Source organism: Pseudochrobactrum algeriensis, assembly GCF_018436245.1.
In the GTDB taxonomy this organism is placed as follows: Bacteria; Pseudomonadota; Alphaproteobacteria; order Rhizobiales; family Rhizobiaceae; genus Pseudochrobactrum; species Pseudochrobactrum saccharolyticum.
Map to the genome: position 1 here is coordinate 2788631 of NZ_CP075361.1, position 25548 is coordinate 2814178.

A 25548-nucleotide genomic window follows, 5' to 3' on the forward strand; every position below is an offset into this window, starting at 1 on the left:
TCAATGTACCTGACAGAATGATACGTGAAAAACGAATGCTTTTACCGGTCATAATATGTAAGCAGGACATGTCAGTATTGTGAAGCCAGACTGTTTATCAGTCAATTTCTATTCATGCTGCCGATGGATAATCCTGCAACAAAATCAGCCCTCAGCTTTCAAAATTCCGTGCTTAGATAAGGAATTCAGACCTGACAGCGTAAACAGTGTTTGATTATACGCATTATCGGCTTTGAATATTGTAGACAATTATGTAAACATACATTGACAGCTTTGACAAAACAAAGCCGTAACCATGCTTGTCCATTGCCGCCCGTTCAGACTAAGCTGCAAAGGACAAGCTGGTTAGCACAGAGATCAGACAGGGAGCGAGTGATGAGTGGTCGTATTGAACATGCAGGTCTGCAGGTTGATCAGGAACTGAGCAATTTCCTGACAAGGGAAGTCTTGCCGGAAACCGGCATTACAGCAGATGCCTTCTGGAGCGGTCTTGCCGGCATGGTCAAAGAACTGGCGCCCCGCAATAAAGCCCTGCTTGCCAAGCGTGATGATATTCAGGCCAAACTCGACACATGGTACAAAGCCAACCGCAATTACGCGATGTCGGATTATCAGACCTATTTGCGCGAAATCGGCTATCTCCTGCCGGAAGGGGAAGATTTTCAGGTCACCACCGCCAATGTAGATAGCGAAATTACCAGCCTTGCCGGCCCGCAGCTTGTTGTACCTGTCATGAATGCCCGCTATGCGCTCAATGCTGCCAATGCGCGCTGGGGTTCGCTCTATGATGCGCTTTACGGCACGGATGCTATCAGCGAAGACAATGGCGCGGAAAAAGGTAAAGCCTATAATCCTGTACGCGGTGCAAAAGTTATTGCATGGGCAAAAGCATTTCTTGATGAAGCCACCCCGCTGAGCGATGGCCGCTGGGATGAAGTTGCCGGTTTCTCTGTCACCAATGGCCAGCTTGTTCTCGCACTTGGCAACAACAAAACAACATCCCTGAAAAATACCCAAGGCTTTGCAGGCTATCAGGGCGATGCATCTGCCCCTTCCCTCGTGCTTCTGAAGAACAACGGACTGCATATCGAAATCCGTTGTGATGCTGCTCATGTCATCGGCAAGACCGATCCGGCACATATCGCTGATATCACGCTGGAATCTGCACTCAGCACTATTCAGGACTGTGAAGATTCCGTTGCAGCAGTTGATGCTGCCGATAAGGTTCTGGCTTACCGCAATATTCTCGGCCTGTTTAAAGGCACTTTGTCGGAGAACTTTGACAAGGGTGGCAAAACCATCACCCGCAAACTCAATGCCGACCGTAGCTATACCGCACCGGATGGCTCCACCCTCACTTTGCCTGGCCGCTCAATCCTGCTGATCCGCAATGTTGGTCATCTGATGACCAATCCGGCCATCCTCGACAGCGAGGGCAATGAAATTCCGGAAGGTATTCTTGATGCAGCTTTCACCGCTGTTATCGCCCTGCATGATATCGGTACGCAGGACGGCAAACTCAAAGGCACGCATCTCAATTCCCGCACCGGTTCGGTCTATATTGTGAAGCCGAAAATGCACGGGCCGGAAGAAGTGGCCTTTGCCGCAGAAATTTTTGCGCGTGCCGAACAACTGGCAGGTCTCAAACCCAATACCCTGAAAATGGGTATCATGGATGAAGAGCGCCGTATGACAGTGAATCTCAAAGAAGCCATCCGTGCTGCCAAAGAACGGGTATTCTTCATCAATACCGGCTTCCTCGACCGTACCGGCGATGAAATCCATACTTCTATGGAAGCAGGACCTGTTATCCGCAAAGGCGAGATGAAACAGGCGGCATGGATTGCAGCTTACGAAAACTGGAATGTGGATACCGGCCTTGCCTGTGGTCTGACCGGCCATGCACAGATCGGCAAGGGCATGTGGGCGATGCCGGATCTGATGGCTGCCATGCTGGAGCAGAAGATCGCCCATCCGAAAGCCGGAGCCAATACCGCATGGGTGCCGTCCCCGACAGCAGCAACATTACATGCCACGCACTACCACAAGATTGACGTGGCAGCGGTGCAGAACCAGCTCAAGTCCCGCACAAAAGCAAAACTTGAAGACATTCTGACCATTCCTGTTGCCCGTGACACCAATTGGGCACCTTCAGACGTGCAGGCTGAAGTCGACAATAATGCACAGGGCATTCTTGGTTATGTGGTGCGCTGGATCGATCAGGGCGTTGGCTGTTCCAAAGTGCCGGACATCAACAATGTCGGCCTGATGGAAGACCGTGCAACCTTGCGTATCTCGGCACAGCATATCGCCAACTGGCTGCATCATGGCATTGTCAGCGAAGCACAGGTGATGGAAACTATGAAGCGCATGGCCGCAGTGGTAGACGCGCAGAATGCCGGTGATGAAGCCTATCAGCCGATGGCTGCGGATTTTGATGGCTCTATCGCTTTTCAGGCAGCCTGTGAGCTGGTCTTTAAAGGCCGCGAGCAGCCAAACGGCTATACCGAGCCGGTTCTCCATGCCCGCCGTTTGCAGTTCAAAGCTGCCCAAAAATAAATTCTTGACGCTTTTCACAAGCGGCATAAAAGTGGCGGACAAGATCTTCTTGTCCGCCACTTTTATTTTTGTTTTTGCGCATTAACCTACGCAAAACCGCTTCACACTTTTGCTGGAAATGCTTTGAGGCCGATCATGCTGACCATACAGCACGCTGACACCACCCACCTGCCCGCAATCCTTGATATTTATAATGATGCGATTGCCAATACGACGGCCGTTTTCATCAGCCAGAAGGTCAATTTGCAAAACCGTGCAGAATGGCTGACATCACGCCAAAATGCGGGTTTTCCGGTACTGGTGCTGACTGAAGGGGACGAGCTGCTCGGCTATGCCAGCTACGGCGCTTTTCGTGCTTTTGAATGTTATAAACACACGGCAGAACTCTCGATTTATATTGCCGGTCATTCGCGCGGCAAAGGTGCCGGTGACAGGCTGATGCGCGCCTTGTTGGAACATGCAGCGGGCAACAATATCCATGTTCTGCTTGGTGCGATTGAAGCACAGAATACCGCCTCTCTCCGCCTGCATGAGAAACATGGCTTTACACAAACCGGTCTTCTGCCGCAGGTCGGCCGAAAATTCGACCGCTGGCTTGATCTGGTACTGATGCAACGCATTCTCTGAACACGCACTAATCTGGTCAAGCTCTGCAAAAGGAGCTTGATTTTAGAATTATTCCAAACTATTAAATTTAGAACAATTCTAAAAAGGAACTTCCATGTTCTCCTCCCTTTTCTCGCCGTCGCGCCGGTCTTTTGAAAGTCTCTCCGAACAGGAAATGCTGGCACTTGCCATTTCCTCCGAAGAGGATGATGCCCGCATCTATCTCAGCTATGCGGATGGTCTGCGTGAGGCTTACCCACAATCGGCGAAAATTTTTGAGGCGATGGCCGAGGAAGAGCACAATCACCGTGCACGTCTGATTGAACTGCATCGCCAGCGCTTCGGCGAAACGATTCCGCTGATCCGGCGCGAACATGTGCGTGGCTATTATGAACGCAAGCCCGACTGGCTGGTGCGCCCGCTCGGCATCGATAAAGTACGCAATATGGCGGCACAGATGGAGGAGCAGGCTGCACGTTTTTACGAACAGGCAGCCATGCGTGTTTCCGATGCTGCCACGCGTAAATTGCTCGGTGATCTGGCGCTGGAAGAAAAACATCATGAACAGCGCGCCCATCATCTGGAAGAAAAACTGACACCGGATAATGTGCAGGATGAAGAACGTGCCGGTGAGCGCAAACAACTGATCCTGACCTATATCCAGCCAGGCCTTGCAGGTCTGATGGATGGTTCGGTTTCCACGCTGGCACCGATTTTTGCCGCGGCCTTTGCCACGCAGGATACATGGCAGACTTTTCTTGTTGGTTTGTCTGCTTCCGTCGGTGCCGGTATTTCCATGGGCTTCACGGAAGCTGCCCATGATGACGGCAAGCTCTCAGGCCGTGGCTCGCCGGTCAAACGTGGCCTTGCCAGCGGTATCATGACCACTGTCGGCGGCCTCGGTCATGCCTTGCCCTATCTGATTACCGACTTCTGGACTGCAACCGGCATTGCGGTGTTCGTCGTCTTTGTCGAGCTCTGGGCGATTGCCTATATCCAGAACCGCTTCATGGAAACACCGTTCATGCGTGCAGCCTTTCAGGTCGTACTCGGTGGTGCACTGGTGCTCGCAGCCGGTATTCTTATCGGTAATGCCTGATAAAAGTTAGCCTGCCACAACAGCAAGCGTTGCGGCAGGCTTCACTACAGACTGCTCGTCCATAAACGGCTCAATGCAGATATGATTGGGCTTGTTAATGGTCACAAAACTATTGCGCGGCACCGCCATCCAGTTTTCAGCAACACCGTCCAGCGGCTCAGACACAACACATATTCCCGTAGAAGACGCCATTTTGGCGGTGTAAAGCGTTGGTGCATAAGTATCGCTGGCATAGCGTACTGCAAACAGTGAATGACCATCTGAGAATGCTGCTGTCAGACGGATAAAAGGCGGCACTTTTGCACTTTCCGCAGCCTCATAAATTGTCTCGACAGTGCGCGTCAGAGCACGGAGCGGATCATCATCCAGCCCGAAATGCAGCATCAGCAGGAAGAAGAGTTCTGAATCGGTCGAACCCGATTTATGGCTGTAAAGCGCATCCGGCAGCAAACTCTCCAGCGGACGGCGCAAACGGTCAAAACTGCCGATCTGACCATTATGCATAAAGCTCCAGCGCTGAAACACGAACGGATGGCAATTTGCACGACTGGTTTCACCACCGGTGGAGGCACGCACATGCGCCAGAAACAGGCGCGAATTAATCTGGCGCGCAAGACTGCGCAAATTCTGGTCAGACCATGCAGGCAGAAGATCGCGGTATAATCCCGGCTCCTCGCGTGTACCGTACCACGCCACGCCAAAGCCATCGCCATTGGTCGCGGTTTTCGCCTCAGTCGCATGATGGCTTTGCGCGATCAGCGAATGACAAGGCGAAGTGATAATATCTTCAAGATACAGATCAGATCCGAAATACGCAGCCCAGCGGCACATGAAACACACTCTGACAAGTGAGCGAAAGATAGGAACCTGCCGTTATTTATAGCCGGTTACAACAGTGATCTTCCGCCACTATAGTTAACAATTCACTATTCAGCCGCGCGCTTATGCGTTTTGGCGTAAAGCTTAGCGACAATAGTGCTGGCTGTTTTGTCGAATAAAAATGGCAAAATTGCATGGATCAGAGCTGCAAAAGCAGCTGCAAAAAGCTTGAATGAAAATTTGCCCGCAAAAGCCATATGCTCAAAATAGGTTTCGTTGACGGATGCCGGATGTTCCGTAAACAGACGTGAAATTTTGGTTTGCATGAGTTTCCCCGTTATCAATTTTCAAATCAGCAAGATAGGTTTCTGATTTAAAATACTAACACCGCCAAACACATATTTTGTCTCAAAAAATCCTTGATAATATAAGTTTTTGGGACAATTATCCCTATATGGCACATAATATAGACGAAACAGACCGCCGCATCCTTCAGGAATTACAGAAAGATGCCACTCTATCGGTAGACGCGCTTTCCGCCCGTATCCATCTGTCGCGCAATGCATGCTGGCGGCGGCTGAAACGGCTGGAAGATGACGGTATTCTCAAAGGCCGTGTTGCAATCGTGGATGCCGACAAGCTCGGCCTTGGCCTCACCGTTTTCATGCTGATCAGAACCAGCAATCATGATCCGAAATGGCTGGAGCAATTTCGCGCGGCAGTCACATCGCTGACAGAGGTTGTCGGCGTTTATCGCATGAGCGGGGATCTTGATTATATTATCCGTGCCCGCATTGAAGATATGAAAGCCTATGACCGGCTCTATCAGAAACTCATCACCCGTGTGCCGCTGTCAGATGTCTCTGCGTCCTTCGTAATGGAAGAAATTAAGGACAGCACGGAAATCCCGCTTTTCGGTTACACACCATAAGAAAAGAGCCGCTAATTATTTTTGAAATCAGCATACGGCTCTTTCAAAAAGACCCTCAATATGTTTAGTGCTCATTTTAAATCATATATTGCTGAAAAGGGTTTATCATGTCTGCCAATTCCCCTTCATCATCCAGCCGCCCGAAGCTCGGAATTGTCCGTCTTGAACATGCTGCAGGCCTTGATCTGCCGGCCTATGAAACATCAGGTTCCGCTGGTGTTGATCTGCGTGCTGCCGTACCGGAAGACCGCCAGATCGTGCTGCTGCCGGGTCGCCGTACACTTGTACCGACCGGCCTGATTTTTGAACTGGAAGAAGGTTATGAAGCGCAAATCCGTCCGCGCTCCGGTCTGGCTTTCAAACATGGCATCACCTGCCTGAACACTCCGGGCACCATCGACAGCGATTACCGCGGCGAAGTCAAAGTCCTGCTGATCAATCTCGGTGATGATGATTTCCGCATCGAGCGCGGCATGCGTATTGCACAGGCTGTGATTTCACCTGTTGTGCAGGTTGAAATAGAAGAACGCTCAGAAGTCGGCGAAACCGAACGCGGTGCCGGTGGTTTTGGCTCAACCGGCCATAAATAAGAGTGCTGTAAAGCTGAAAATTAAAAAGCCCCGCATGAAACTCATGCGGGGCTTTTTAATGCTGTTATATCAGTTGAATTTGAAAGGCACCTGAAACGGAATCCGTGCAGCTGCCATTGCCGGTGGCGGTGCCGGAACCGGTGAAGCCGCTTTCACAGCTGTCAAAGCAGCCTGATCCACCTGCGGATTGCCCGATGTCCCCGAAATACGGGCAGACAATACATTACCCCCTGCATCAATCACAAAAGCAATCTGCACAATACCTTTATCGCCGCGTCCAAGCTTGCGCTGTGCTGTGCGCTTCTTACGTTCAAGATGTGCCTGCACTTTCGACTGCCATTTTGCCGAACTGACACCGGCAGATGCCGAGCTCTGGCGATTGGCATTGGCCGCAACACGGGAAGAATTTTTCGCATTGATCTGCGGAGCGGAAGCGGCCTGTGTCTGCTCAGCTTTCTGAGTTTTCTTGGCTTTTTCTTTAGGTTTCGGCTTTTCTTTCGGCTTTTCCTGCTTTGGTTCTTTCTTTTCGACCTTAGGTTTTTCAACAACCTTCGGCAGAACCACTTCAGGCTTAGGCGCTTCAATGATTTCCGGAACTTCTTCTTCTACCGGCTCCGCTTCAGCCACTTCCTGAGGCTCTTCAACAGGTTCTTCAGGCGTTACTTCTTCAACCTGTTCCACCGGTTTTTCCGGTTCGATTTCAGCTTCATCGGGATTTTGAGAAGCCTCGGCAGAAGGGGCAATGGAATCTTCTTCTACTTCCGGTGCCTGAGGAACCGGATCAAGCTCCATCATAATCGCTGCAGGCGGCTCACCATCCGGCACCATTTCCGGTACCGATGCATGTAGAGCATAAGCACCGGCTGCATGCGCCATCAGCACGGCGGCACCGGCACCCAGCCAGCGCACCATATCTTTCCAGAGACCGGATGACGGTTCAACTGCGGAACCGTTTTTCATACCCCGAACCGGCGGATGATCGATCGGTAATTCCTTCACGTCTCACTCTCCTGCATTCTGGCCCGAAGTTTGACCCGAGCTTTGAGCTTCAGGCTGACCTGCCGGTGATCCCGCTGCAGGCGCACCGGTTGCATCACCCGCACCAAGCGTTTCCAGACCGACCAGCGCGATTTTGAGATAACCGGCCTCACGCAGCAGGTTCATAACATTCATCAGCTCGCCATAGCCGACAGTCTTGTCTGCGCGGAGGAAAATACGCGTGTCTTTATTGCCTGCCGCCAGACGATCCAGTGTCGGAGCCAGCAAATCACGATTAACCGCATCATTGCCAAGGCTGAGGCTCAGATCTTCCTTCAGCGTCAGATAAACCGGCTTGTCAGGGCGTGGCTGCGGCGTAGCACTGGCCGCAGGCAGATCAACATTAATATCAACGGTTGCCAGAGGCGCTGCCACCATGAAGATAATCAGAAGCACCAACATCACGTCGATAAACGGCGTTACGTTGATTTCATGGCTTTCCTGCAGTTCATCACTGGCATCTTCACGCAAACGGCTGCCCATATTCTTTACTCCGCTGCTTTCGTGACCGGAACAGTCTGAGCCGCATTCTGACGGGCTGCCTGTTTCTGCACAATGTCACGGGCTGCACGCATATCCAGATCACGGCTGACAAGACGCTCAACACCGGCACTCACATCGGCCAGCAGATGGCGGTACGCGGTCACCGAACGGGCAAACATATTATAAATAATCACTGCCGGAATAGCGGCGACAAGACCGATCGCCGTTGCCAGAAGCGCCTCGGCAATACCCGGCGCCACAACAGCCAGATTGGTGGTCTGCGCTTCGGAAATACCGATAAAGGAATTCATAATCCCCCATACAGTACCGAACAGACCGACAAATGGTGCAACAGAACCAATCGTTGCGAGAATACCGGTGCCTTTGGCAAGACGTCGTCCTGCACCGGCTTCAATACGGCTGAGGCGGGAAGCAACGCGTTCTTTCAGGCCTTCCCCGCCGACATAGGCAGCAGCAGATGCAGATTGCGTTACTTCTTCCTGTGCCGCACGGACAAGATGCGCACCGGGACCACGGGTTTTATCCAGCGCCTGCACTGCAGAAGCCAGATTGTCCGCATGAGATACTTCTTTCAAGGCGCGGCGGGCACGGCTGCGGGCACCGGTAATTTCCAGCGTTTTGGCAAGCCAAACTGTCCATGTGGCCAATGATGCAATCGCCAGACCGATCATAACGGCTTTAACAACCCAGTCAGCAGCCATGAACATGCCCCAAGGGGAAAGGTCATGCGGAATCTGCAAGCCGTTATCAGCAGTGCGAACCGGTGCGGCAGCCTGAGACTGACCGGCTTCCGGTGCAATAGTGACCGGCTGACCGGCAGGTTCTGTTTGCGCAGGCGTTACTGCAGACGGTGCGGACTGGGAGGATTGAGCTGCCGGATTGACCGGAGCAGGATTTGTTGCTGCCGGAGCAGTTGTGCCTGTGGCTGACTGCGAGGCAGCAGGCTCACTGGCAGGAGAAGATGTGGCCGGAGCGGACGTCGGTGCCTGTGCCGCTGGCGCTGCAGCAGGAGCAGATGGCGCTGCCTGAGGCGCAGATTGTGTTTCCGGAGAGGTTTGCGGGGCAGTCTGCTGTGGCTGCGCTTCCTGCGCCATAACCGGCGCTGAAAGTGTCAGCACATTACCGCCCGCAAGAAATGCGGAAAGAATGAAAGCTGACAATCCTGTCTTGAATGATATTGCTGCCTTGGACACTGTCTTAACCACCGCGACGACCTCACTGCATTTCATTATCAGGGACAGCCGGCCTGTATTATTTCCAGCCTGTACAGGATCAACCTGCTCCGCATTTATGCGAATGTACTGCATCAACCAGCAACTGCCTTTTTCGGGTTATGCAATACAACCATCAAACATGACTTCGCAAGTCATGTTTTAAAAAAACCCGTCATTCTGCTGTTATTTGACCGGAAAGCGGAAGTTATTCACCAAAACAAACGGATGTTTTACGAATTTCATCACTGCTGCAAGGATTTCTCACATCCGCAATGCAGCTCCGGTGAGTCGCAGCTCCAAGTTATGCGAGCACTATAACGGCAAAACCATAATATGACAATTTGAAACAAGTTTGAGCGTAAATCCGACAATCAGGGAAATATTAAGATCCTGACAAGGAACAATCATAAACCTGACGCATTAAAGCCGCATAATGCAGTGCATACCGTTATTGACTGACACCAATATCATCATGCTCCGGAGACAGTAGATGTTGCACAAAGACATGCAAACCATTGAAACTGCCGCCCGTACCGCAATGGCGGGATCTTATGAACCGGAACAACAGGAAAACGCGGTCTTACGTACCGGTTTTTATGTGACAGCCGGCTGTATTCTGATTGCAGCTCTCATTCTTATGATTGCCTGACACTCCTGCACCTTCTCACAGGTTTCCAATACAGGCTATGCCCGGCATATGCCTGTCTGTTCCCGCATGAGCTGAATTTGGAAATTGTGGCAATTAACCTTGGCAGCCGAATGTCCTCCGCACCGGCAACTGCTCTCTGGCGATGAATGCACGGAACCATTACGTTAAAGCCACGTTATATTTCTGAACCCAGACAATATTACTGAGCAGTTTCAAAGAAAATGAAATTGCTCAGCAATTTGAAATTTCAGCTTCCGGAGGCATCCATGGCTCGTGATACCAAAATCGTAAATGACATTCAGGACGACAGCACAGCAGAATTGCAGGCACAGATTGCCCAGCTTAAAGAAGATATTGCATCGATTGCCGCAACACTGACAGAAATGGGCTCACGAAAAATCAATCAGGCCAGACAAGATGCATCCGATGCCTATCAGGATATTTATGAACAGGGCGAAGATGCTCTGAGTTCCCTGAAGGACAGTGCCTGCTCCCTTGAGCAACAGGTCACCGATTATGTTCAGGAACGTCCGGTCACATCGATCGCTCTGGCAGCCGCGTTCGGTTATCTTTTCGCAGCTCTGACACGGCGCTGATATGCTGAAATTGTTCACACCGGTCATTTCAGCCATTATCGGCAGCGAAGTGCAGGCCGCAACGCAGCGTGCCAAGCGCAGTGCCATTCTCTATGCGATTATGGCCGTGGCGCTGCTCACAGGTGCGTTCTTTCTGCTCCTCGCAGTCTTTTTCATTCTCATGATGAAATACGGTCTGATTATCGCAGCTCTGATGATCACAACCGGCTGTGTGGTGCTGGCGATCCTTGCCTATATCGTCAACCGCGTGATGGATAAGGCCGAGAAACGCCGTCTAGAAGAAAGACGCGCTGCGATTGACACCAATGCAGCGCTCACAGCAGCAGCGGTTGCCGCCGTGCCGACCTTGCTCAAGAAACCGCTTTTAACTTTAGCAGTACCGCTTGCAGGACTGATTGCAGTGACATTGCTGTCGCGGGACAAAAAATCCGGCAATAAAAAGCAGGATCAGGGCGGATAAGTTCCGCCCCCTCTCCCTTCGCAGTGTTAGAGCCGCAATGTTCGGGTCAAGGAGTTCAGTCCGCAAAGCCAAACCCTAAGGAGACCATTGATGACCAGTTCGACAAAAGCACAGCTTAATGAGATCCTCGCAGATATGTCCCTCACCAATCTGGATAAATCTGCTGCTATTCTGAAACTTCAGGAAGATGCACGCGATCTTCAGCGCGCCGCAACAGAAGGCGGCATGGACCCTGATGACGGGCTGAACAAGGACCTGCGGGAAATTGAACTTGCACTGGAAACACTCGGCGTCAGTTCGGATGAGACCGGCGCAGCAACGCTTTAGAGCTTTTCTGCCAGAGCATGTCGCGGAAAAATGGGCACCGGTTTTCCGATAACAACATGCGCGACACAAGGAGACAGAGCGAGCGCAGTGGATACAATTAAACGCGTCACGCTCTGATTGCTCCGGCTATAAACAACACCGCACAAAGCGATTTGTGCGGTGTTTTCATGCGCTCGCCAATTCTGACCAGTCAAGTTCTCACTCTGCGGCACCAGCACGCGCAATGCCGCCGGATGAATACGGATATCCAGTTCGGCCGGTAATGGCAGTAGTTCACCGTCAACAGACATATACTGATGCGCTTTATGATTGAGGATTGTCAGCTGAACTGAACGGGCATGGTCTTCCTCAATTGCCAGATTACTGCGCCACTGTCCGCGCGCAATATCCCAAAACAGCTTAAGCATACCGCTGACGGGAAGAGGCTTTGCCAGATAAAAACCGAGATGGCCTGTCTGCACATCCGGTGCGACAGGCAGCACGCTGTCTCCGTAAGGATTGTTCGACACGGCAAGAGCAGAATACACCCCTTTGACTGCACGCCCGTCAATATCTGCAACAGCTTTCACGCGCGGTACATGGGTAATCAGCTGCCCCATAGCGCGGAAATTCGCCAGAATTTTCCCCACCCGTGAAGCATAGCTGTATTTTTCACGATATCTGACCAGCATCGGATGCAGGCCTATTGCCACCTGATGCACAAAGGACTGGCCGTTACAGGTGCCGATATCAACATTTTCAGCACCGGCCTTTGCCAGTGCGTGAATGGCCTCGGTAACATTTTGCGGAATATTCAGTGAGCGGGCGAAGAGGTTCATCGTACCGGCTGGCAACACGCCCAGAATTTTATCATTCTGCCAGGCCAGTGCAGCTGCCGCAGAAATCGTGCCGTCACCGCCTCCGGCCAGAAGCACATCATAATCATGATTTTGTGCGGCTTTTTCCAAAGCAGCAAGAATATCATCACCATCCGTCAATACACAGGAAAGTTCATGCCCTTCAGCAGCAAAAGCAGTGCATGCGTCATCAATAAACGCATCAATATCCATCGTCCGCAAAGTGCCGCTTTGACTGTTGAGAACAGCAATAATCTTCAAATAAATCTCCGCTCCGGATGACAGCTAATCATTCGGTCACACTCTGATGATCGCAAAAACCGTTTAGAAAGAGCGCATCGTCACTTGGGACGACGTATCATCGGGGCCGTAATCGGAATTACCTTTAACATCGAGCAATTCCTGCAGCCGGACACGCGCACGGCTGACACGGCTCTTGATTGTACCGACAGCACATTCACAGATTTCCGCAGCTTCTTCATAGGAAAAGCCGGAAGCACCGATCAGAATAATGGCTTCACGCTGATCATCCGGCAATTCGTTGAGAGCCTTGCGAAAATCCTGCAAATCCAGCGATCCGTATTGAGACGGATGAACGGCCAACCGCTCCGTATACAGCCCGTCCGTATCCTGTATCTCACGGCCGCGCTTACGCATCTGGCTGTAAAATTCATTACGCAAAATCGTAAACAACCAGGCTTTGATATTGGTGCCCATTTCGAAACTGTCGCGCTTGCCCCACGCTTTCATAATCGTATCCTGCACCAGATCATCAGCCTTATCCTGCTGACCTGATAAAGATACCGCGAAAGCCCGCAAACCCGGCAAGGCCGCAAGCATCAGCCGCTTGAATTCGTCTCTCTCCTCCGCCATTCCTGTCAATTCCTTGAATGAGAAGCAGATTTACGTTCAGCCTGATCCAGTTTCTCCAAAAGATCAAGAAAACGGTCAGGAATCGTTTCATCCTGAATACTGGAATAAAGAGCACGCAATTTGGAACCGATCTCGGAATTGGGTCCCAGTTCATCGCCTTTATTCAAACTGCCTGCCTGCGAACTGCCTTGCGCGGAAAAATCGCGCGAAAATGAGGTCATAGCGTTGTCTTGATCCTGAAGCGGTTTCTTAGTGTTGGTCATCTCAGTCGTATTCCGGTTAATGCCACCAGAGCTCAGTTGCGGCTCTGATGTGATCTTGATGCGGCCTTGGTGCGGCCCTGTTTCAAGCACTAAAACCCTGCCCGATTGAGACGCTGTATCCAAGTCATAATGCGGGCGTGAATAATTAGTTCCCAAACACAGGAACAATTTTTATAGTCAGCCGTTAGAACCATAAACAGGCTGTAATCCTATCAGCCCATATAAATGGAGCATTCAATGTCATTGTCCACGCGTATTGCACCACATTTGCCATATCTGCGCCGTTTCTCGCGCGCCGTGACCGGCTCTCAGTCAGCCGGAGATGCATATGTTGCAGCAATTCTCGAAACTCTGATCGATGATATTTCTGTATTTCCTGAGGCCTCATCCGATAAGATAGCGCTCTATCGTCTTTATTCCAGTATTTTCGACCGTACTTCTGTCGAAATTCCGGAAACCGACTCTCAGCATGCATGGGAAAAACGGGCAGCGAATAATTTGGCAATGCTGACCCCGCGTTCGCGTCAGGCTTTTCTTCTGGTTTCAGTTGAAGGCTTTAATGAAAAAGAAGCCGCAGAGATTATGCAGGAGGACGAAGCCGGTTTTTCCGCCTTGTTGACGGAAGCCTCGGAACAAATTTCCCGCCACGTTGCTACCCGCATTCTGATTATTGAAGATGAGCCGCTGATTGCCATGGATATTGAGCAGATGGTGGAGACGCTCGGACATGAAGTTGTGGGCATCGCCCGCACCCATCAGGAAGCGCTGACACTTTATAAGGCAGAAAAACCATCAATGGTTCTGGCGGATATTCAGCTTGCAGACGGCAGTTCAGGCATCGATGCAGTCAATGATATTCTCAAAAGTGATACAATTCCGGTTATCTTCATTACCGCTTTTCCGGAACGTCTTCTGACAGGGGAACGCTCGGAACCGACCTTCCTCGTCACCAAGCCGTTCAATCCGGATATGGTGAAGGCGCTTATCAGTCAGGCGCTGTTTTTTGAAGAAGGTTCGCTGGCAAGAGCATCATAATTGGCAAATTGAACAGGGATTTGAGCTGAAAATGCTTTAGCCGGAACCAAAACCCGCAACGGGCGTTATTTTAACATGCAATGACCTTCAAAAATCCGGTCATTCCATAAAGCGGGCAATTCTTTACCTGCCTGCAAGAGGAGGTTGACATGTTATATTATGCTGTTGTTTTTCTGATTATCGCCATTATCGCCGGTGCTTTGGGTTTTGGTGGTATTGCCGGTGCATCAACAGGCATAGCGCAAATTCTGTTCTTTATTTTCCTCGGCTTACTGTTGCTGTCACTAATTGCCAGCATCATAAGGAAAGCATAAATGCTGCAAAGCAATCCGATCCGAAAACATCTGAACGGGACGCCCGCGACGCGTCCCGAACCTGTCTTGTGCGGAGCAATCCTGTACCGCAGCTTATGCCGGTTTTAAGCACAGAAAGCGCAGACTATGGCTCCTACTTCGCCCGTTTCAGGATATAGCAGTGCCGCTCAGATACGGTTGCGCTCTATGTTGCGAGCCATAAGAAACAGTAATGTTTCGGTTTTTTATCAAACCACGGACATGAATTACACCTGGGTGGAAAATCTGCCGGAGTTCTGGCTTTTGCCATGGCGCACGGGCATCAGCGAAAGCGACCTGATGCCCAAAGATATTGCGGCCAGACTGACAACTGCCAAAAACCAATTGCTTACGACCGGCGATGCCCAGCGTCTGGAAATTTCGTTCCCCGACAAGAAAAATCCCCGCTGGTACGAATTCTTCATCGATTCCGACAAGGATGAAAGCGGCGAAACTATCGGCATCGTCACGACTGCCGTTGAAATAAGCGAGCTGAAACACCGCGAACAGGTTCTCAAAATTTTGTTGCGCGAAGTCAGCCACCGCTCAAAAAACCTGCTGGCCATTATTCAGAGCATCGCCATGCAGACAGCACGGTTCTCCGGCTCGGTGGATCAGTTCTTGCAAAAATTCCGCGGCCGTCTCTATTCCCTGTCCAATTCGCAGGATCTGGTAACGGATTCCAACTGGCATGGCGCAGCCTTTCGGGAATTACTGCATTCACAGCTGGAAAAATATATCCACCCCAAAGATCCGCGCCTGACGATTACAGGCAAAGATGTTTATCTGTTCCCCGGAGCAGCGCTGCATGTCGGCCTTGCTTTCCACGAATTGATTGTCAATTCCGCCTCCTATGGCGCACTGGCCTGTGAAAATGGCAGTCTGACGATTTCAGCGGAGCTGGAGCCGGACGGTGAAGGCGAGATGGATTTGATTATTCATTGGAAGGAAACAAGTCCTGCGGCGGAAAACGATCTGTCAGGTCGCCCGCCGGATATATTAGCTACAGAAAACCACATGCATGATGAAGTGTCAGACCTTAAAGTAAAATCCTATGAAACATCCCGTTTCGGCAGTGCAGTTTTGCTGCGGATCGTTCCTCAGGCCGTCAGCGGTACGGCCTGCTACAGGATTGAGGATAAGAGCGTAGAATATTATCTGCGCATTCCCCACCGGAATTTTGATTTTTAAGCTCGCCCGAAATGCCCGCTGCTGAGCCATTGCGCAATATTAAATCTGCTGCATCAGAGCGGTTTACGTCCAGATTGGATCATAGCGCTCGCTCTAGATTCTTTATTTGGTCGCATTATCACGGGCGTCAAGTTGATCCAACTTGACTGTGAAATGCTCTAGAGCCCCATTGGGCGCACAAAGGTCGCTCTAACCTTTAATTCTCTTAGATGGCATAAAAAAATAGCGCGCTCCGGAACAACAGCTCCGTGAGCGCGCGGACCGGGGATTAGGGGGCGTGCCCGCGGTCGGTGAAAGGCCGAACTTGTGAGGGGGCGGAAAGTCAGCCTTTCACAAGGTTCATAACGCCCATCCAGGCAATAAGTTTCACACGAAACTGCATTATTTAAAAATAAATTCTGAAACGCGTCGGAATTTATTTCTTCAACTTGCGTCCATAGAGTTCAAAACGGTGATGGATAATTTCATAACCCAGCGAGCGGGCTATCTCTTCCTGCAATTTCTCAATCATTTCCGAGTGAAATTCGATCACATCACCGGTTTCCATATCAATGAGATGGTCGTGATGCTGATTGCCTGCCTGCTCGAAACGCGACGGCCCGCCGTCAAAAGCATGACGGTGAATAGCCCCCTGCTCTTCCAGCAATTTCATGGTCCGGTAGACAGTCGATAATGAAATACTGTTATCCACTTCAACAGCACGCTTGAAAATTTCCAGTGCATCCGGATGTCCGTCCGTCTGCGACAGAATATCCAAAATAACCCGTCTGGGGCGCGTGATCCGTACACCCGCATCACGAAGCTGTTTTTCATAATCATTTTTCATTATTAAAATCCCCATAGAACCCGACACTGTGCCTTAAACACAGCGCCAAGCGCAATTGCGGGTGAAACACGCATACTATGTCTGCACCATCAGCGGAACTGAACCGTGACGATTTCAGATGTCACTTTTACAAAACTTGGAACTCTCGTCAAACCGGCAGGAATGAAGAATCTCTGATGTGCAACTTATAAATGAATACCGGTCAGGCAAAGCCCTGATCCGGCCAGACTGTTGTTGTGCAATAGTTTATCCCGCACTTATATATGCCCAATATATGCCTGGCGGAAATTTACAGACAACAAAAAGCTCCGCACCGGTATTGTCCGGTGCGGAGCTGATCTGCCAAAACAGAAATCTATTCGAGATTGCCGAGGCGCATACGTCCGACAAAGCGCGACTGGCGATAGTCATAAATCATGATCTCGGTACCGCCATCCGGCAGCAGGGTCTCAAGCGATACAAGATTACCCGAGAGGCTCTGTGACAGGAGACGTGTCCCCGGAGCCAGTTCCAGCTGGGATTCAACCATTGGCAGCGGCTCGGCAGCTTTGCCTTCTGCATTCTGCGCCTGCGCGTCTGTTTTCGGAGCCTGTCCCGGAATATCCGATTGAGCTGTTTCAGTTTCTGCTGTATCGGGTGCCTTGTTGATTTTATAGACAACCGCAGCCAGCACCGCCATAAGACCTATCACCATAATGGCGATTGATATAATCAGCAGGCGAACCATTTTACGACGCACACGTTCCATAGCCGGATCGAGTTGAGGCTCCTGATACGTCTGAGCAGCATATTGCTGCTGTTCCGGGTGCTCTTGATAATAGTGGTCCTGCATTAAGGTCTCCGATTACTGATATCGCGAGGCGTGATAACGAAGGGAAGAGACGATTGAAAGAGCTAATTGCCGACGCAGATGCCGCAGGGAAGCGGCTGGATCAGTGGCTTGCTTCTCAACTCACGCCTGATCTTTCACGAAATCGCATCCAATCACTCATAAGTGCCGGCCATGTACAGGTAGACAACCGGACTGTGAGTGAGCCTAAGCACAAATTGCGCGAAGGTTCAACGATTGTACTGCACATTCCGGAAGCCGAACCCGCTGAACCACAGCCGGAAGACATTCCGCTTGATCTCCTTTATGAAGATAATGACATAATTGTGGTCAACAAGCCTGCCGGACTGGTTGTACACCCGGGAAATGGCAACTGGACCGGAACTTTGGTTAACGCTTTGATACATCATTGCGGTGACAGCCTCTCCGGTATCGGCGGCGTCAAACGTCCGGGCATTGTTCATCGGCTGGATAAAGACACATCCGGCGTGCTGGTTGTCGCCAAACATGACAAGGCGCACCAGAATTTAAGCGCACAATTTGCCGATCACGGCCGCAACGGCATGCTGGAACGTGCCTATATGGCATTGGTCTGGGGTATGCCTGAGCGCCCTGCCGGTACGATTGACGCCCATCTCGGCCGCTCACATCGTGACCGCACCAAACAGGCAGTGGTACGTGAAGACCGTGAAGATGCCCGCTACGCCATTACCCATTATACAATTGAAGAGCGTTTCGGTGAGAACAGCGATGCCACGGCACTCGCTTCCCTCGTAGAGTGCCGCCTTGAAACCGGACGCACCCATCAGATCCGTGTACATATGGCGCATATCGGCCATCCGCTGATCGGCGACAATGAATATGGCGGTGCGTATAAAACCAAAGCCAACCGTCTGACCGAGGAACTGAAAACAACCGTACAGAATTTTCATCGTCAGGCACTGCATGCACGGTTGCTGGCTTTTGAACATCCGATGACCGGTGAATTTATGGAATTCACGGCTGACATGCCGGAAGATATGCAGATTCTGCTCGAAGCCTTCCGCCATGGCGGTCTTAAAGCGGATTAAAACCTGTCCGCCATATTAAATAATTGTAACAATCGGGAGCGGCGGCATGTTTGCTCCCGGTTGTTTTTTCCTTACAGACATTCCGTCACAATAATATTATTTATTTTCAATATGTTAATTAAAACACGCTTCTAAAATTTAATTCTGTAGTCGTTTTGATAAAATTCTCGTGTTTTGTCGCTTTGACCGTGTTTTCGCCTAAATTCTTCCTATATACTCACTTTATGCGACGAACTGTCTGAAATGGTTATCATACAGACGCGGGTTCGCCTCAATGGGAACCTGTCACAAAAAGGAGGGTGCTATATGGCCCGTGCAACTTTACCGGCTATCACCGCAGGTGATGGTGGTCTGACACGATATCTCGATGAAATCCGCCGCTTCCCGATGCTTCAGCCTCAGGAAGAATATATGCTTGCAAAACGCTATAGCGAGCATGCTGATCCGGAAGCCGCCCATAAACTTGTTACCAGTCACCTGCGTCTTGTGGCCAAGATTGCCATGGGGTATCGCGGCTACGGCCTGCCGATCGGTGAAGTGATCTCTGAAGGTAATGTCGGCCTGATGCAGGCTGTCAAACGTTTTGAACCGGAACGCGGCTTCCGCCTCGCCACCTATGCCATGTGGTGGATCAAGGCCTCGATTCAGGAATATGTGCTGCGGTCGTGGAGCCTTGTCAAAATGGGTACCACCGCAAACCAGAAGCGCCTGTTCTTCAATCTGCGTAAAGCTAAGAATAAGATTCAGGCGCTGGATGACGGCGATCTGAACCCTGAACAGGTGAAAGAAATCGCTCACCGCCTGAGCGTTTCTGAGGAAGAAGTCGTATCCATGAACCGCCGTATGAGCGGCGACGCATCTCTGAATGCGCCAATCCGCGCTTCGGAAGGTGAAAGCGGTGAATGGCAGGACTGGCTGGTGGATGACAGCGCCTCTCAGGAACAGGTTCTGATTGACGAAGACGAGCTCAACAGCCGCCGAACCATGCTTGAATCAGCAATGTCCAAGCTCAATGACCGCGAACGCCGGATTTTTGAAGCCCGTCGTCTGGCAGAGGAACCGGTTACACTTGAAGATTTGTCGACCGAATTCGGCATCAGCCGTGAGCGTGTCCGTCAGATTGAAGTCCGCGCTTTTGAAAAAGTACAGGAGGCTGTTATGGCCTCTGCGGAAGCTGCATAAAGCGGATATCCCGTTTAGCATCCGGCAAAAACAAAACCGCCCTGTACAAAGTACAAGGCGGTTTTTTATTACCACAGAGCTTAGCGTGTTGAATCTGCGTCACACGCTCTTGCCCTGTTTATTCCTATCAGTTGGCTGCCGGTGCTGTGTTGCCCCAGCTTTTCAGCACTTCATCAAAGACCTTATCACCCGGCACACCTTTTTCGATGCTGATCAGCGCACGGCGACCATTACGATAGGTGATCGGAATATCAATCCATTGCTGACGACGCATCAGCGACAGATTCATATCAACAGCTGTACGCGCATCATTCAATGCTACAAGGAAGAAGTTATCCGCGATCTTCATCGGAATAGCTGCCAGCGGATTACCTGCTGCCTGTTCGGAATCCTTGAAGGTCACGCGCTGCACATTCTCAATCACACCGCCGTCGAAATCATCCGGCACTGTATAGATCATCTCGATCAGATGACTTGCAGGAATTGACTGATCCGCATTGCGGCGCAGGGTCATGCGCAGATTGATTTTTCTGTCCGGATAGCTGACATCGGCACGGATTGCCGGTTCATCCGGCACACCTTCGCCCGGTGAATCCTGCACCACTGACCAGACAACATTACCCTTGATTGCAGCCGATGTTTCACCGCCGCGCTGTTCTTCATAGAAGAAAGCCGGTTGTCCGACCGGAATAGTCTGCGCCTGTGTATTCGTGTTAGCCGCAGGCTGACCATTGGTCGCCGGAGCAGTTCCTGTCACCGGTGCATTGGAGGTTCCCTCACCGACTGTCGGCTTGTCACCGGAAGTCCCTGCATCCACTTCACTGCCATCCGGCAGCAAACGCTGGGTCAGCTTCTGTTCGCCTTCAGGCTTGGTCTGTGCCGGTGTTGTGTTGCTATCAGCATTACTGCCACTGTCATTATTCGTTGCAGGCGGTGTTGTTTCCGGCGGCGTTGTTGTTCCGGTGTCCGGTTCATCACCGCTATCTTCGCCTGCATCTGTCCCCTCACCGCTATCCGTTGAACCGGCTGTGAGTGAAGAAACATAATCCTTGATCTGATCCTGATAGGTCCAGCCTGCATAACCGGCACCGCCAAGCAGCAGAACTGCAATCAGTCCGGCAATCAGCCCTTTGGAGCTGCGGCTGCGCGGTTCTTCATCATAGTCATTATAAGAGGAGCGCTCGGCAAAACCGGATGTGTCATCACGGTCATTCTGCCAGTCATCCTGTGTATTGCCATGCAATGTGCTGTCATGCGGATCATCCGGCAAGACAGAAGGTTCTGCATTTTGCTCATCAGCAACACCGGCTTCCTGAACTGCTTTCAGAAAATCTTCCAGCGGATCAGTCGCCTGCTCCGGCTGTGCAGCTTCTTCAGCAGCGCGCTCGGCAGCACGGTAATCGGTTTCAACTTCCTCAATCGCCGCTTCGAGCATCTGGCGCTGACGCTGGGCAACCGCATCCGGCGCATTTGCAGCCGTAAGCTTCTGCTCGATCGTGGAGCGGGCCTTCGCATAGACACGCTGACGAAGCGCCTGATCAGGATTTTCCTGAGCATCAATTGTCTTTTTCAGTACCGCTGCAAAATCTGCCATACTCTTCCAAATCCGTTACTGGCGACTGAATCTGCCTCTCCAAGCGCTTTTGTACAGCGCCATATCAGCCTATTCATGAGAAAATCAGATGAAATCTGAATGTTTTATTAAACATAAGTCTTAACGAATGCAAAGTTTACTGTGTAATTCAACACCTTACAGACGAACATAAACGATAAAATACCGTTAAAAAGTCCCCTATCACCCTGAAATCGTCCCCTGATCAACATGGAGCACTCCGCTTGCGCAATCAAGGGGCATAAAAAGCAAAAAAGGCGGGATCGAAATCCCGCCTTTTTCAAATCACTGATTTCAGAAATTTTAGTCCTGAAACGGATCTGTTACCAGAATTGTATCGTCACGCTCAGGGCTGGTGGAGAGCATAGAAACCGGCGTGCCGATCAGCTCTTCAATATAGCGAACATATTTCACAGCCTGTGCTGGCAGCTCATTCCATGAACGGGCACCGGCAGTTGTATCTTTCCAGCCTTCCAGTGTTTCATAGATCGGCTTGACGCGTGCCTGTGCATCCATCGAGGCTGGCAGATAATCAATGCGCTTGCCATCCAGCTCGTAAGCCACGCAAACTTTGATCTCGTCCAGACCGTCAAGAACGTCCAGCTTGGTCAGCGCAATACCGGTAATACCGGAAGTGCGTACAGTCTGCTTGACCAGCACCGCATCGAACCAGCCGCAACGGCGGGAACGACCGGTATTTACACCGACTTCACGGCCAACGGTCGAGAGATGTTCACCGATTGCATCATCCAGTTCGCACGGGAACGGACCTTCACCAACGCGGGTGGTGTAAGCCTTGGTAATACCGAGCACATAACCGATTGCTGTCGGGCCAAGACCCGAACCGGCCGCTGCCTGACCGGCAACAGTGTTGGACGAAGTTACAAACGGATAGGTACCGTGGTCGTTATCGAGCAGCGCACCCTGCGCACCTTCAAACAGAATACGGGCACCGGCTTTGCGCTTGTCGTCGAGAATCTTCCAGACCTGATCCACATAAGGCAGGATCTTGTCAGCAACTTCTGTCAGTTCATGATGAATGCTGTCGACGGAAATCTCAGCCAGTCCCATGCCGCGGCGCAGCGCATTGTGATGGGTCAGCAGACGTTCAATTTTCGGACGCAGGCTTTCAGGCTCAGCCAGATCAATCACGCGGATTGCACGGCGGCCAACCTTGTCTTCATAAGCAGGGCCGATACCGCGTTTGGTGGTGCCGATTTTCAGACCGGCAGAACCGTCTTCACGGATCGCATCCAGTTCGCGGTGCAGAGACAGGATCAGAGGAGCATTTTCAGCAATACGCAGAACTTCAGGGGTCACTTCAACACCCTGTGCGCGCAGCTTTTCAACTTCTGTCACGAAATGATGCGGGTCGACGACAACGCCGTTACCGATAACGGAAAGTTTGCCGCGTACGAGGCCGGAAGGAAGCAGTGCCAGCTTGTAGCTTACACCGTCAATCACCAGAGTATGACCGGCATTGTGGCCGCCCTGATAACGCACGATTACATCAGCGCGTTCCGACAACCAGTCAACGATCTTACCTTTACCTTCGTCGCCCCATTGCGAGCCGACGACGATCACATTAGCCATGAAGAAAACTCCTCAGTACAGAATGTACAGCTTGTTTGGAATTTGAATCGAGCCTGTGACACATGCCGCTTTAGGCCCGCTCTTTCTAAAACGCGTACTTATGCAAGCCCGGATTTTTTACAGAACGTGAGCTTCTATACAGCGTCACAACAAAAAGTGCGACTCCCGATTGCCGGAAATCGTACCTCTTCCTGCAAAAACTGGCTTATTTTGCCAGATTGCGCATCATGAAACGGGCATCTTCGGAGTAACTGAGCAGTTTTTCCTGCAAATGCGGCACATCCTGCACGAAGAATCCCTGTTTTTCCCAATAGGGCTGCGATCCGTTCACGGCCACCAGCGACAGTGAGTCGAAACCATGCGCTTCAGCCGTTTCCACGAGCAGTGTCACCAGCTTGCGTGCGGCACCGAATGCACGTGCCTGCGGCAGCAATGCCACATCATGCATATAGAAACTGTCTGCGCCTTCCGGCACCTGATGTAAAAGCGTGTTCAGCGCCGGTGCGGAAAAACGCATCCACGGATGGCTGAAACTATAACCGAGCAATTGTTTGTCGCCCTGCAACACAAAAGCACCGGCAGCAAAGACACTCAGCCGGTCAGCAAAAATAGCAGGATCCTCAGGAAAATCCGGATGCACTATGCAGCTCATATCATGCACTTCCGCCAGGTCGGATGACTGCATCTGCCGCCAGTCAGCAGTCAGCGGCGCTTTATTCTCAGACATAATCATTGCCTTTATTCATATGACGGAATGTATCGTCACTTTCCCGTCAGTTGATAAAGCACATCCCGAAAAGCACAAAACGCTTTCCGGGATGCCTATTCATTTTAGATAATCGGGCTTAACGCCTTAATCAATCCGCAGCGATATCAAAGACCAGCGGACGTGCCTGCACAATGGCTTCATTGGCACGCAACACATCAAGAACCGCATCCGGAATACGCTCATCCAGATAGAGAAGCGCAATCGCATCGCCGCCCATGCGCTCACGACCAAGCGAGAAGTTTGCAATATTCACGCCGTGATTACCGCAAACAGTACCCAGCCAGCCGATCATGCCCGGCGTGTCATTATTGGTTGTATAAAGCATGTGCTGACCAACTTCCGCATCCAGATTGATACCTTTGATCTGGATAAAGCGCGGCTTACCATCGGAGAAGCAGGTACCGGCAATCGAACGGGTGCGGGTTGTCGTGCGCACAGTGATCTTGATGTAACCGTCGAACACGCCGGATTTATCGCGCTTCACTTCTGATACGATAATACCGCGTTCTTTCACCATTACCGGTGCCGATACCATATTCACATCAGAGACCTGCGGACGGATCAGACCGGCAAGCGCTGCACTCATCAGAGCACGGGTATTCATAGCTGCGGTGGAACCGTCAAACAGGATTTCGACTTCCTGAATAGGTTCATCCGTCACCTGACCGATAAAGGCACCCAGAACTTCAGCCAATTTTACAAACGGCTTGAGGCGCGGCGCTTCTTCCGCAGTGATCGACGGCATGTTGATCGCATTGGTGACAGCGCCCTTGATAAGATAGTCAGCCATCTGCTCGGCAACCTGCAGCGCCACATTTTCCTGCGCTTCCGAGGTCGAAGCACCAAGATGCGGGGTACAGACCACATTCGGCAAATTAAACAATTCGGATTCTGTTGCCGGTTCTACTTCAAACACGTCAATACCGGCACCGGCGACTTTGCCCGACTTCAGGGCTGCAACCAGATCAGCTTCAACAATCAGACCACCACGGGCACAATTGATGATGCGCACGCCGTCTTTCATCTTGGCGATGTTTTCAGCATTGATGATATTGCGGGTCTTGTCGGTCATCGGCGTATGCAGGCTGATGAAATCAGCGCGTGCCAGCAGATCGTCCAGTTCGACTTTCTCAACACCCAGTTCTTCCGCACGGCCTTCGGAGAGGAACGGATCGAAAGCCACCACATGCATTTTGAGGCCAATGGCACGGGTCGCAACAATCGAACCGATATTACCGCAACCGATGACACCGAGCGTCTTGCCGGTGATTTCCACACCCATGAAGCGGTTCTTTTCCCACTTACCGGCGCGGGTTGACTGGTCAGCTTCCGGCAGCTGGCGGGCAACAGCAAACATCAGCGCAATCGCATGTTCCGCAGTGGTGATCGAATTACCAAAAGGCGTATTCATCACGATGATACCGCGGCGCGAGGCAGCCGGAATATCCACATTGTCCACACCGATACCGGCGCGGCCAACCACTTTAAGGTTCTTTGCTGCTGCAATCAGCTTATCGGTCACTTTGGTAGCGGAACGGATCGCCAGACCATCATATTGGCAGATAACTTCGAGCAGTTTTTCTTTGTCTTTTCCGAGATCCGGCAAATAATCCACTTCAACGCCGCGATCTTTGAAGATCTGCACTGCGGTTGGCGACAATTTATCCGAAACGAGAACGCGAGGTGCCATAACGGCCTCCGTAATTGTGTGATAGCAGAAAATAAGGGTGGTGTGCCGCAACCGT

The 25548-nt window shown here is 51.3% G+C and carries 28 protein-coding genes; 14 read left to right on the top strand and 14 right to left on the bottom strand.

The window, feature by feature from the left end; translation table 11 throughout:
• Window positions 1–375 precede the first annotated feature (375 nt).
• The 3 genes from KHQ09_RS14920 (at window position 376) to mbfA (ending at window position 4264) form a co-directional block, all read left to right on the top strand.
• Complete coding sequence (locus tag KHQ09_RS14920; protein WP_213599085.1) at window positions 376–2559, top strand: malate synthase G; 2184 nt, start codon at window positions 376–378, stop codon at window positions 2557–2559.
• A gap of 135 nt (window positions 2560–2694) precedes the next feature.
• Window positions 2695–3186, top strand: coding sequence for a GNAT family N-acetyltransferase (locus KHQ09_RS14925; RefSeq protein ID WP_420801450.1), 492 nt, complete (start codon window positions 2695–2697; stop codon window positions 3184–3186).
• Window positions 3187–3280: 94 nt separating this feature from the next.
• A complete protein-coding gene (gene mbfA / locus KHQ09_RS14930) occupies window positions 3281–4264 on the top strand; it encodes an iron exporter MbfA (protein ID WP_022711282.1) in 984 nt (327 codons plus the stop codon).
• Window positions 4265–4270: 6 nt separating this feature from the next.
• Here the strand turns inward: mbfA and KHQ09_RS14935 are convergent, their stop codons facing one another.
• Together KHQ09_RS14935 and KHQ09_RS14940 are read right to left on the bottom strand one after the other, a co-directional pair.
• The gene (locus KHQ09_RS14935; protein ID WP_116089021.1) at window positions 4271–5095 is read right to left on the bottom strand and encodes a class II glutamine amidotransferase; all 825 of its coding nucleotides are present in this window, start codon (window positions 5093–5095) and stop codon (window positions 4271–4273) included.
• 95 nt (window positions 5096–5190) lie between these two features.
• Complete coding sequence (locus KHQ09_RS14940; protein WP_022711284.1) at window positions 5191–5409, bottom strand: DUF6356 family protein; 219 nt, start codon at window positions 5407–5409, stop codon at window positions 5191–5193.
• 128 nt (window positions 5410–5537) lie between these two features.
• On the opposite strand from KHQ09_RS14940, the gene KHQ09_RS14945 reads away from it, so the two are divergent.
• Together KHQ09_RS14945 and dut are read left to right on the top strand one after the other, a co-directional pair.
• Window positions 5538–6014, top strand: a complete 477-nt coding sequence (locus tag KHQ09_RS14945) for an Lrp/AsnC family transcriptional regulator (protein WP_075657370.1) — start codon at window positions 5538–5540, stop codon at window positions 6012–6014.
• 107 nt (window positions 6015–6121) lie between these two features.
• Entirely contained in the window at window positions 6122–6604 is a 483-nt protein-coding gene (gene dut / locus KHQ09_RS14950) for a dUTP diphosphatase (protein ID WP_022711286.1), read from the top strand.
• A gap of 69 nt (window positions 6605–6673) precedes the next feature.
• On the opposite strand, the gene KHQ09_RS14955 is transcribed toward dut, so the two are convergent.
• From KHQ09_RS14955 to exbB, 3 genes are read right to left on the bottom strand one after another with little or no spacing between them, the layout of a single operon-like run.
• The gene (locus tag KHQ09_RS14955) at window positions 6674–7564 is read right to left on the bottom strand and encodes an energy transducer TonB family protein (RefSeq protein WP_075657369.1); all 891 of its coding nucleotides are present in this window, start codon (window positions 7562–7564) and stop codon (window positions 6674–6676) included.
• A gap of 42 nt (window positions 7565–7606) precedes the next feature.
• Window positions 7607–8125: a TonB system transport protein ExbD gene (exbD, locus tag KHQ09_RS14960; protein ID WP_213599087.1), complete on the bottom strand. Its 519-nt coding sequence runs from the start codon at window positions 8123–8125 to the stop codon at window positions 7607–7609.
• A 5-nt stretch (window positions 8126–8130) separates the two neighbouring features.
• Window positions 8131–9351 carry a tonB-system energizer ExbB gene (gene exbB, locus KHQ09_RS14965; protein ID WP_420801451.1) on the bottom strand — a complete coding sequence of 407 codons (1221 nt, stop codon included), beginning with the start codon at window positions 9349–9351 and terminating at the stop codon, window positions 8131–8133.
• Window positions 9352–9850: 499 nt separating this feature from the next.
• Here exbB and KHQ09_RS14970 point away from each other — a divergent pair, with 499 nt between their 5' ends.
• From KHQ09_RS14970 to KHQ09_RS14985, 4 genes are all read left to right on the top strand, one after another.
• Entirely contained in the window at window positions 9851–10009 is a 159-nt protein-coding gene (locus KHQ09_RS14970) for a hypothetical protein (RefSeq protein ID WP_022711290.1), read from the top strand.
• A 266-nt stretch (window positions 10010–10275) separates the two neighbouring features.
• Window positions 10276–10605 carry an ElaB/YgaM/YqjD family protein gene (locus tag KHQ09_RS14975; protein ID WP_028233720.1) on the top strand — a complete coding sequence of 110 codons (330 nt, stop codon included), beginning with the start codon at window positions 10276–10278 and terminating at the stop codon, window positions 10603–10605.
• A 1-nt stretch (window position 10606) separates the two neighbouring features.
• Window positions 10607–11065 (top strand): hypothetical protein, encoded by a 459-nt coding sequence (locus KHQ09_RS14980; RefSeq protein WP_116089025.1) that lies wholly within the window; start codon window positions 10607–10609, stop codon window positions 11063–11065.
• Between the two features lie 90 nt (window positions 11066–11155).
• Complete coding sequence (locus tag KHQ09_RS14985) at window positions 11156–11392, top strand: hypothetical protein (protein ID WP_022711293.1); 237 nt, start codon at window positions 11156–11158, stop codon at window positions 11390–11392.
• Here the strand turns inward: KHQ09_RS14985 and KHQ09_RS14990 are convergent.
• The 3 genes from KHQ09_RS14990 to KHQ09_RS15000 form a co-directional block, all read right to left on the bottom strand.
• Window positions 11389–12489: a diacylglycerol/lipid kinase family protein gene (locus tag KHQ09_RS14990; RefSeq protein WP_213599088.1), complete on the bottom strand. Its 1101-nt coding sequence runs from the start codon at window positions 12487–12489 to the stop codon at window positions 11389–11391. The two genes, KHQ09_RS14985 and KHQ09_RS14990, sit on opposite strands and share 4 nt — an antisense overlap.
• 63 nt (window positions 12490–12552) lie before the next feature.
• The gene (locus KHQ09_RS14995; RefSeq protein WP_022711295.1) at window positions 12553–13101 is read right to left on the bottom strand and encodes an RNA polymerase sigma factor; all 549 of its coding nucleotides are present in this window, start codon (window positions 13099–13101) and stop codon (window positions 12553–12555) included.
• A 5-nt stretch (window positions 13102–13106) separates the two neighbouring features.
• Window positions 13107–13322 carry a NepR family anti-sigma factor gene (locus KHQ09_RS15000; RefSeq protein ID WP_033316082.1) on the bottom strand — a complete coding sequence of 72 codons (216 nt, stop codon included), beginning with the start codon at window positions 13320–13322 and terminating at the stop codon, window positions 13107–13109.
• 279 nt (window positions 13323–13601) lie between these two features.
• Between KHQ09_RS15000 and KHQ09_RS15005 the strand changes: the two genes are divergently transcribed.
• The 3 genes from KHQ09_RS15005 to KHQ09_RS15015 all read left to right on the top strand — a co-directional run bounded on the left by KHQ09_RS15005 (window position 13602) and on the right by KHQ09_RS15015 (window position 15922).
• Window positions 13602–14399, top strand: coding sequence for a response regulator (locus tag KHQ09_RS15005; protein ID WP_075657367.1), 798 nt, complete (start codon window positions 13602–13604; stop codon window positions 14397–14399).
• Between the two features lie 149 nt (window positions 14400–14548).
• Entirely contained in the window at window positions 14549–14713 is a 165-nt protein-coding gene (locus tag KHQ09_RS15010; RefSeq protein ID WP_022711298.1) for a DUF1328 domain-containing protein, read from the top strand.
• Between the two features lie 126 nt (window positions 14714–14839).
• Window positions 14840–15922, top strand: coding sequence for a sensor histidine kinase (locus KHQ09_RS15015; protein ID WP_213599091.1), 1083 nt, complete (start codon window positions 14840–14842; stop codon window positions 15920–15922).
• Between the two features lie 415 nt (window positions 15923–16337).
• Here KHQ09_RS15015 and KHQ09_RS15020 read toward each other — a convergent pair whose 3' ends face one another.
• Both KHQ09_RS15020 and KHQ09_RS15025 read right to left on the bottom strand, forming a co-directional pair.
• A complete protein-coding gene (locus KHQ09_RS15020) occupies window positions 16338–16763 on the bottom strand; it encodes a Fur family transcriptional regulator (RefSeq protein WP_028233722.1) in 426 nt (141 codons plus the stop codon).
• A 340-nt stretch (window positions 16764–17103) separates the two neighbouring features.
• Window positions 17104–17580: a hypothetical protein gene (locus KHQ09_RS15025; protein ID WP_075657321.1), complete on the bottom strand. Its 477-nt coding sequence runs from the start codon at window positions 17578–17580 to the stop codon at window positions 17104–17106.
• Window positions 17581–17633: 53 nt separating this feature from the next.
• On the opposite strand from KHQ09_RS15025, the gene KHQ09_RS15030 reads away from it, so the two are divergent.
• The gene (locus KHQ09_RS15030) at window positions 17634–18647 is read left to right on the top strand and encodes an RluA family pseudouridine synthase (protein WP_213599093.1); all 1014 of its coding nucleotides are present in this window, start codon (window positions 17634–17636) and stop codon (window positions 18645–18647) included.
• Between the two features lie 306 nt (window positions 18648–18953).
• Window positions 18954–19829, top strand: a complete 876-nt coding sequence (rpoH, locus tag KHQ09_RS15035) for an RNA polymerase sigma factor RpoH (RefSeq protein ID WP_022710551.1) — start codon at window positions 18954–18956, stop codon at window positions 19827–19829.
• 127 nt (window positions 19830–19956) lie between these two features.
• Here rpoH and KHQ09_RS15040 read toward each other — a convergent pair whose 3' ends face one another.
• The 4 genes from KHQ09_RS15040 to serA form a co-directional block, all read right to left on the bottom strand.
• A complete protein-coding gene (locus KHQ09_RS15040; RefSeq protein ID WP_213599095.1) occupies window positions 19957–21423 on the bottom strand; it encodes a transcriptional regulator in 1467 nt (488 codons plus the stop codon).
• Window positions 21424–21744: 321 nt separating this feature from the next.
• Window positions 21745–23034 carry an adenylosuccinate synthase gene (locus KHQ09_RS15045; protein WP_213599097.1) on the bottom strand — a complete coding sequence of 430 codons (1290 nt, stop codon included), beginning with the start codon at window positions 23032–23034 and terminating at the stop codon, window positions 21745–21747.
• Window positions 23035–23239: 205 nt separating this feature from the next.
• Window positions 23240–23761, bottom strand: coding sequence for a GNAT family N-acetyltransferase (locus KHQ09_RS15050; RefSeq protein ID WP_213599099.1), 522 nt, complete (start codon window positions 23759–23761; stop codon window positions 23240–23242).
• A 130-nt stretch (window positions 23762–23891) separates the two neighbouring features.
• Window positions 23892–25493: a phosphoglycerate dehydrogenase gene (gene serA / locus KHQ09_RS15055; RefSeq protein WP_213599101.1), complete on the bottom strand. Its 1602-nt coding sequence runs from the start codon at window positions 25491–25493 to the stop codon at window positions 23892–23894.
• Between the last annotated feature and the right edge of the window lie 55 nt (window positions 25494–25548).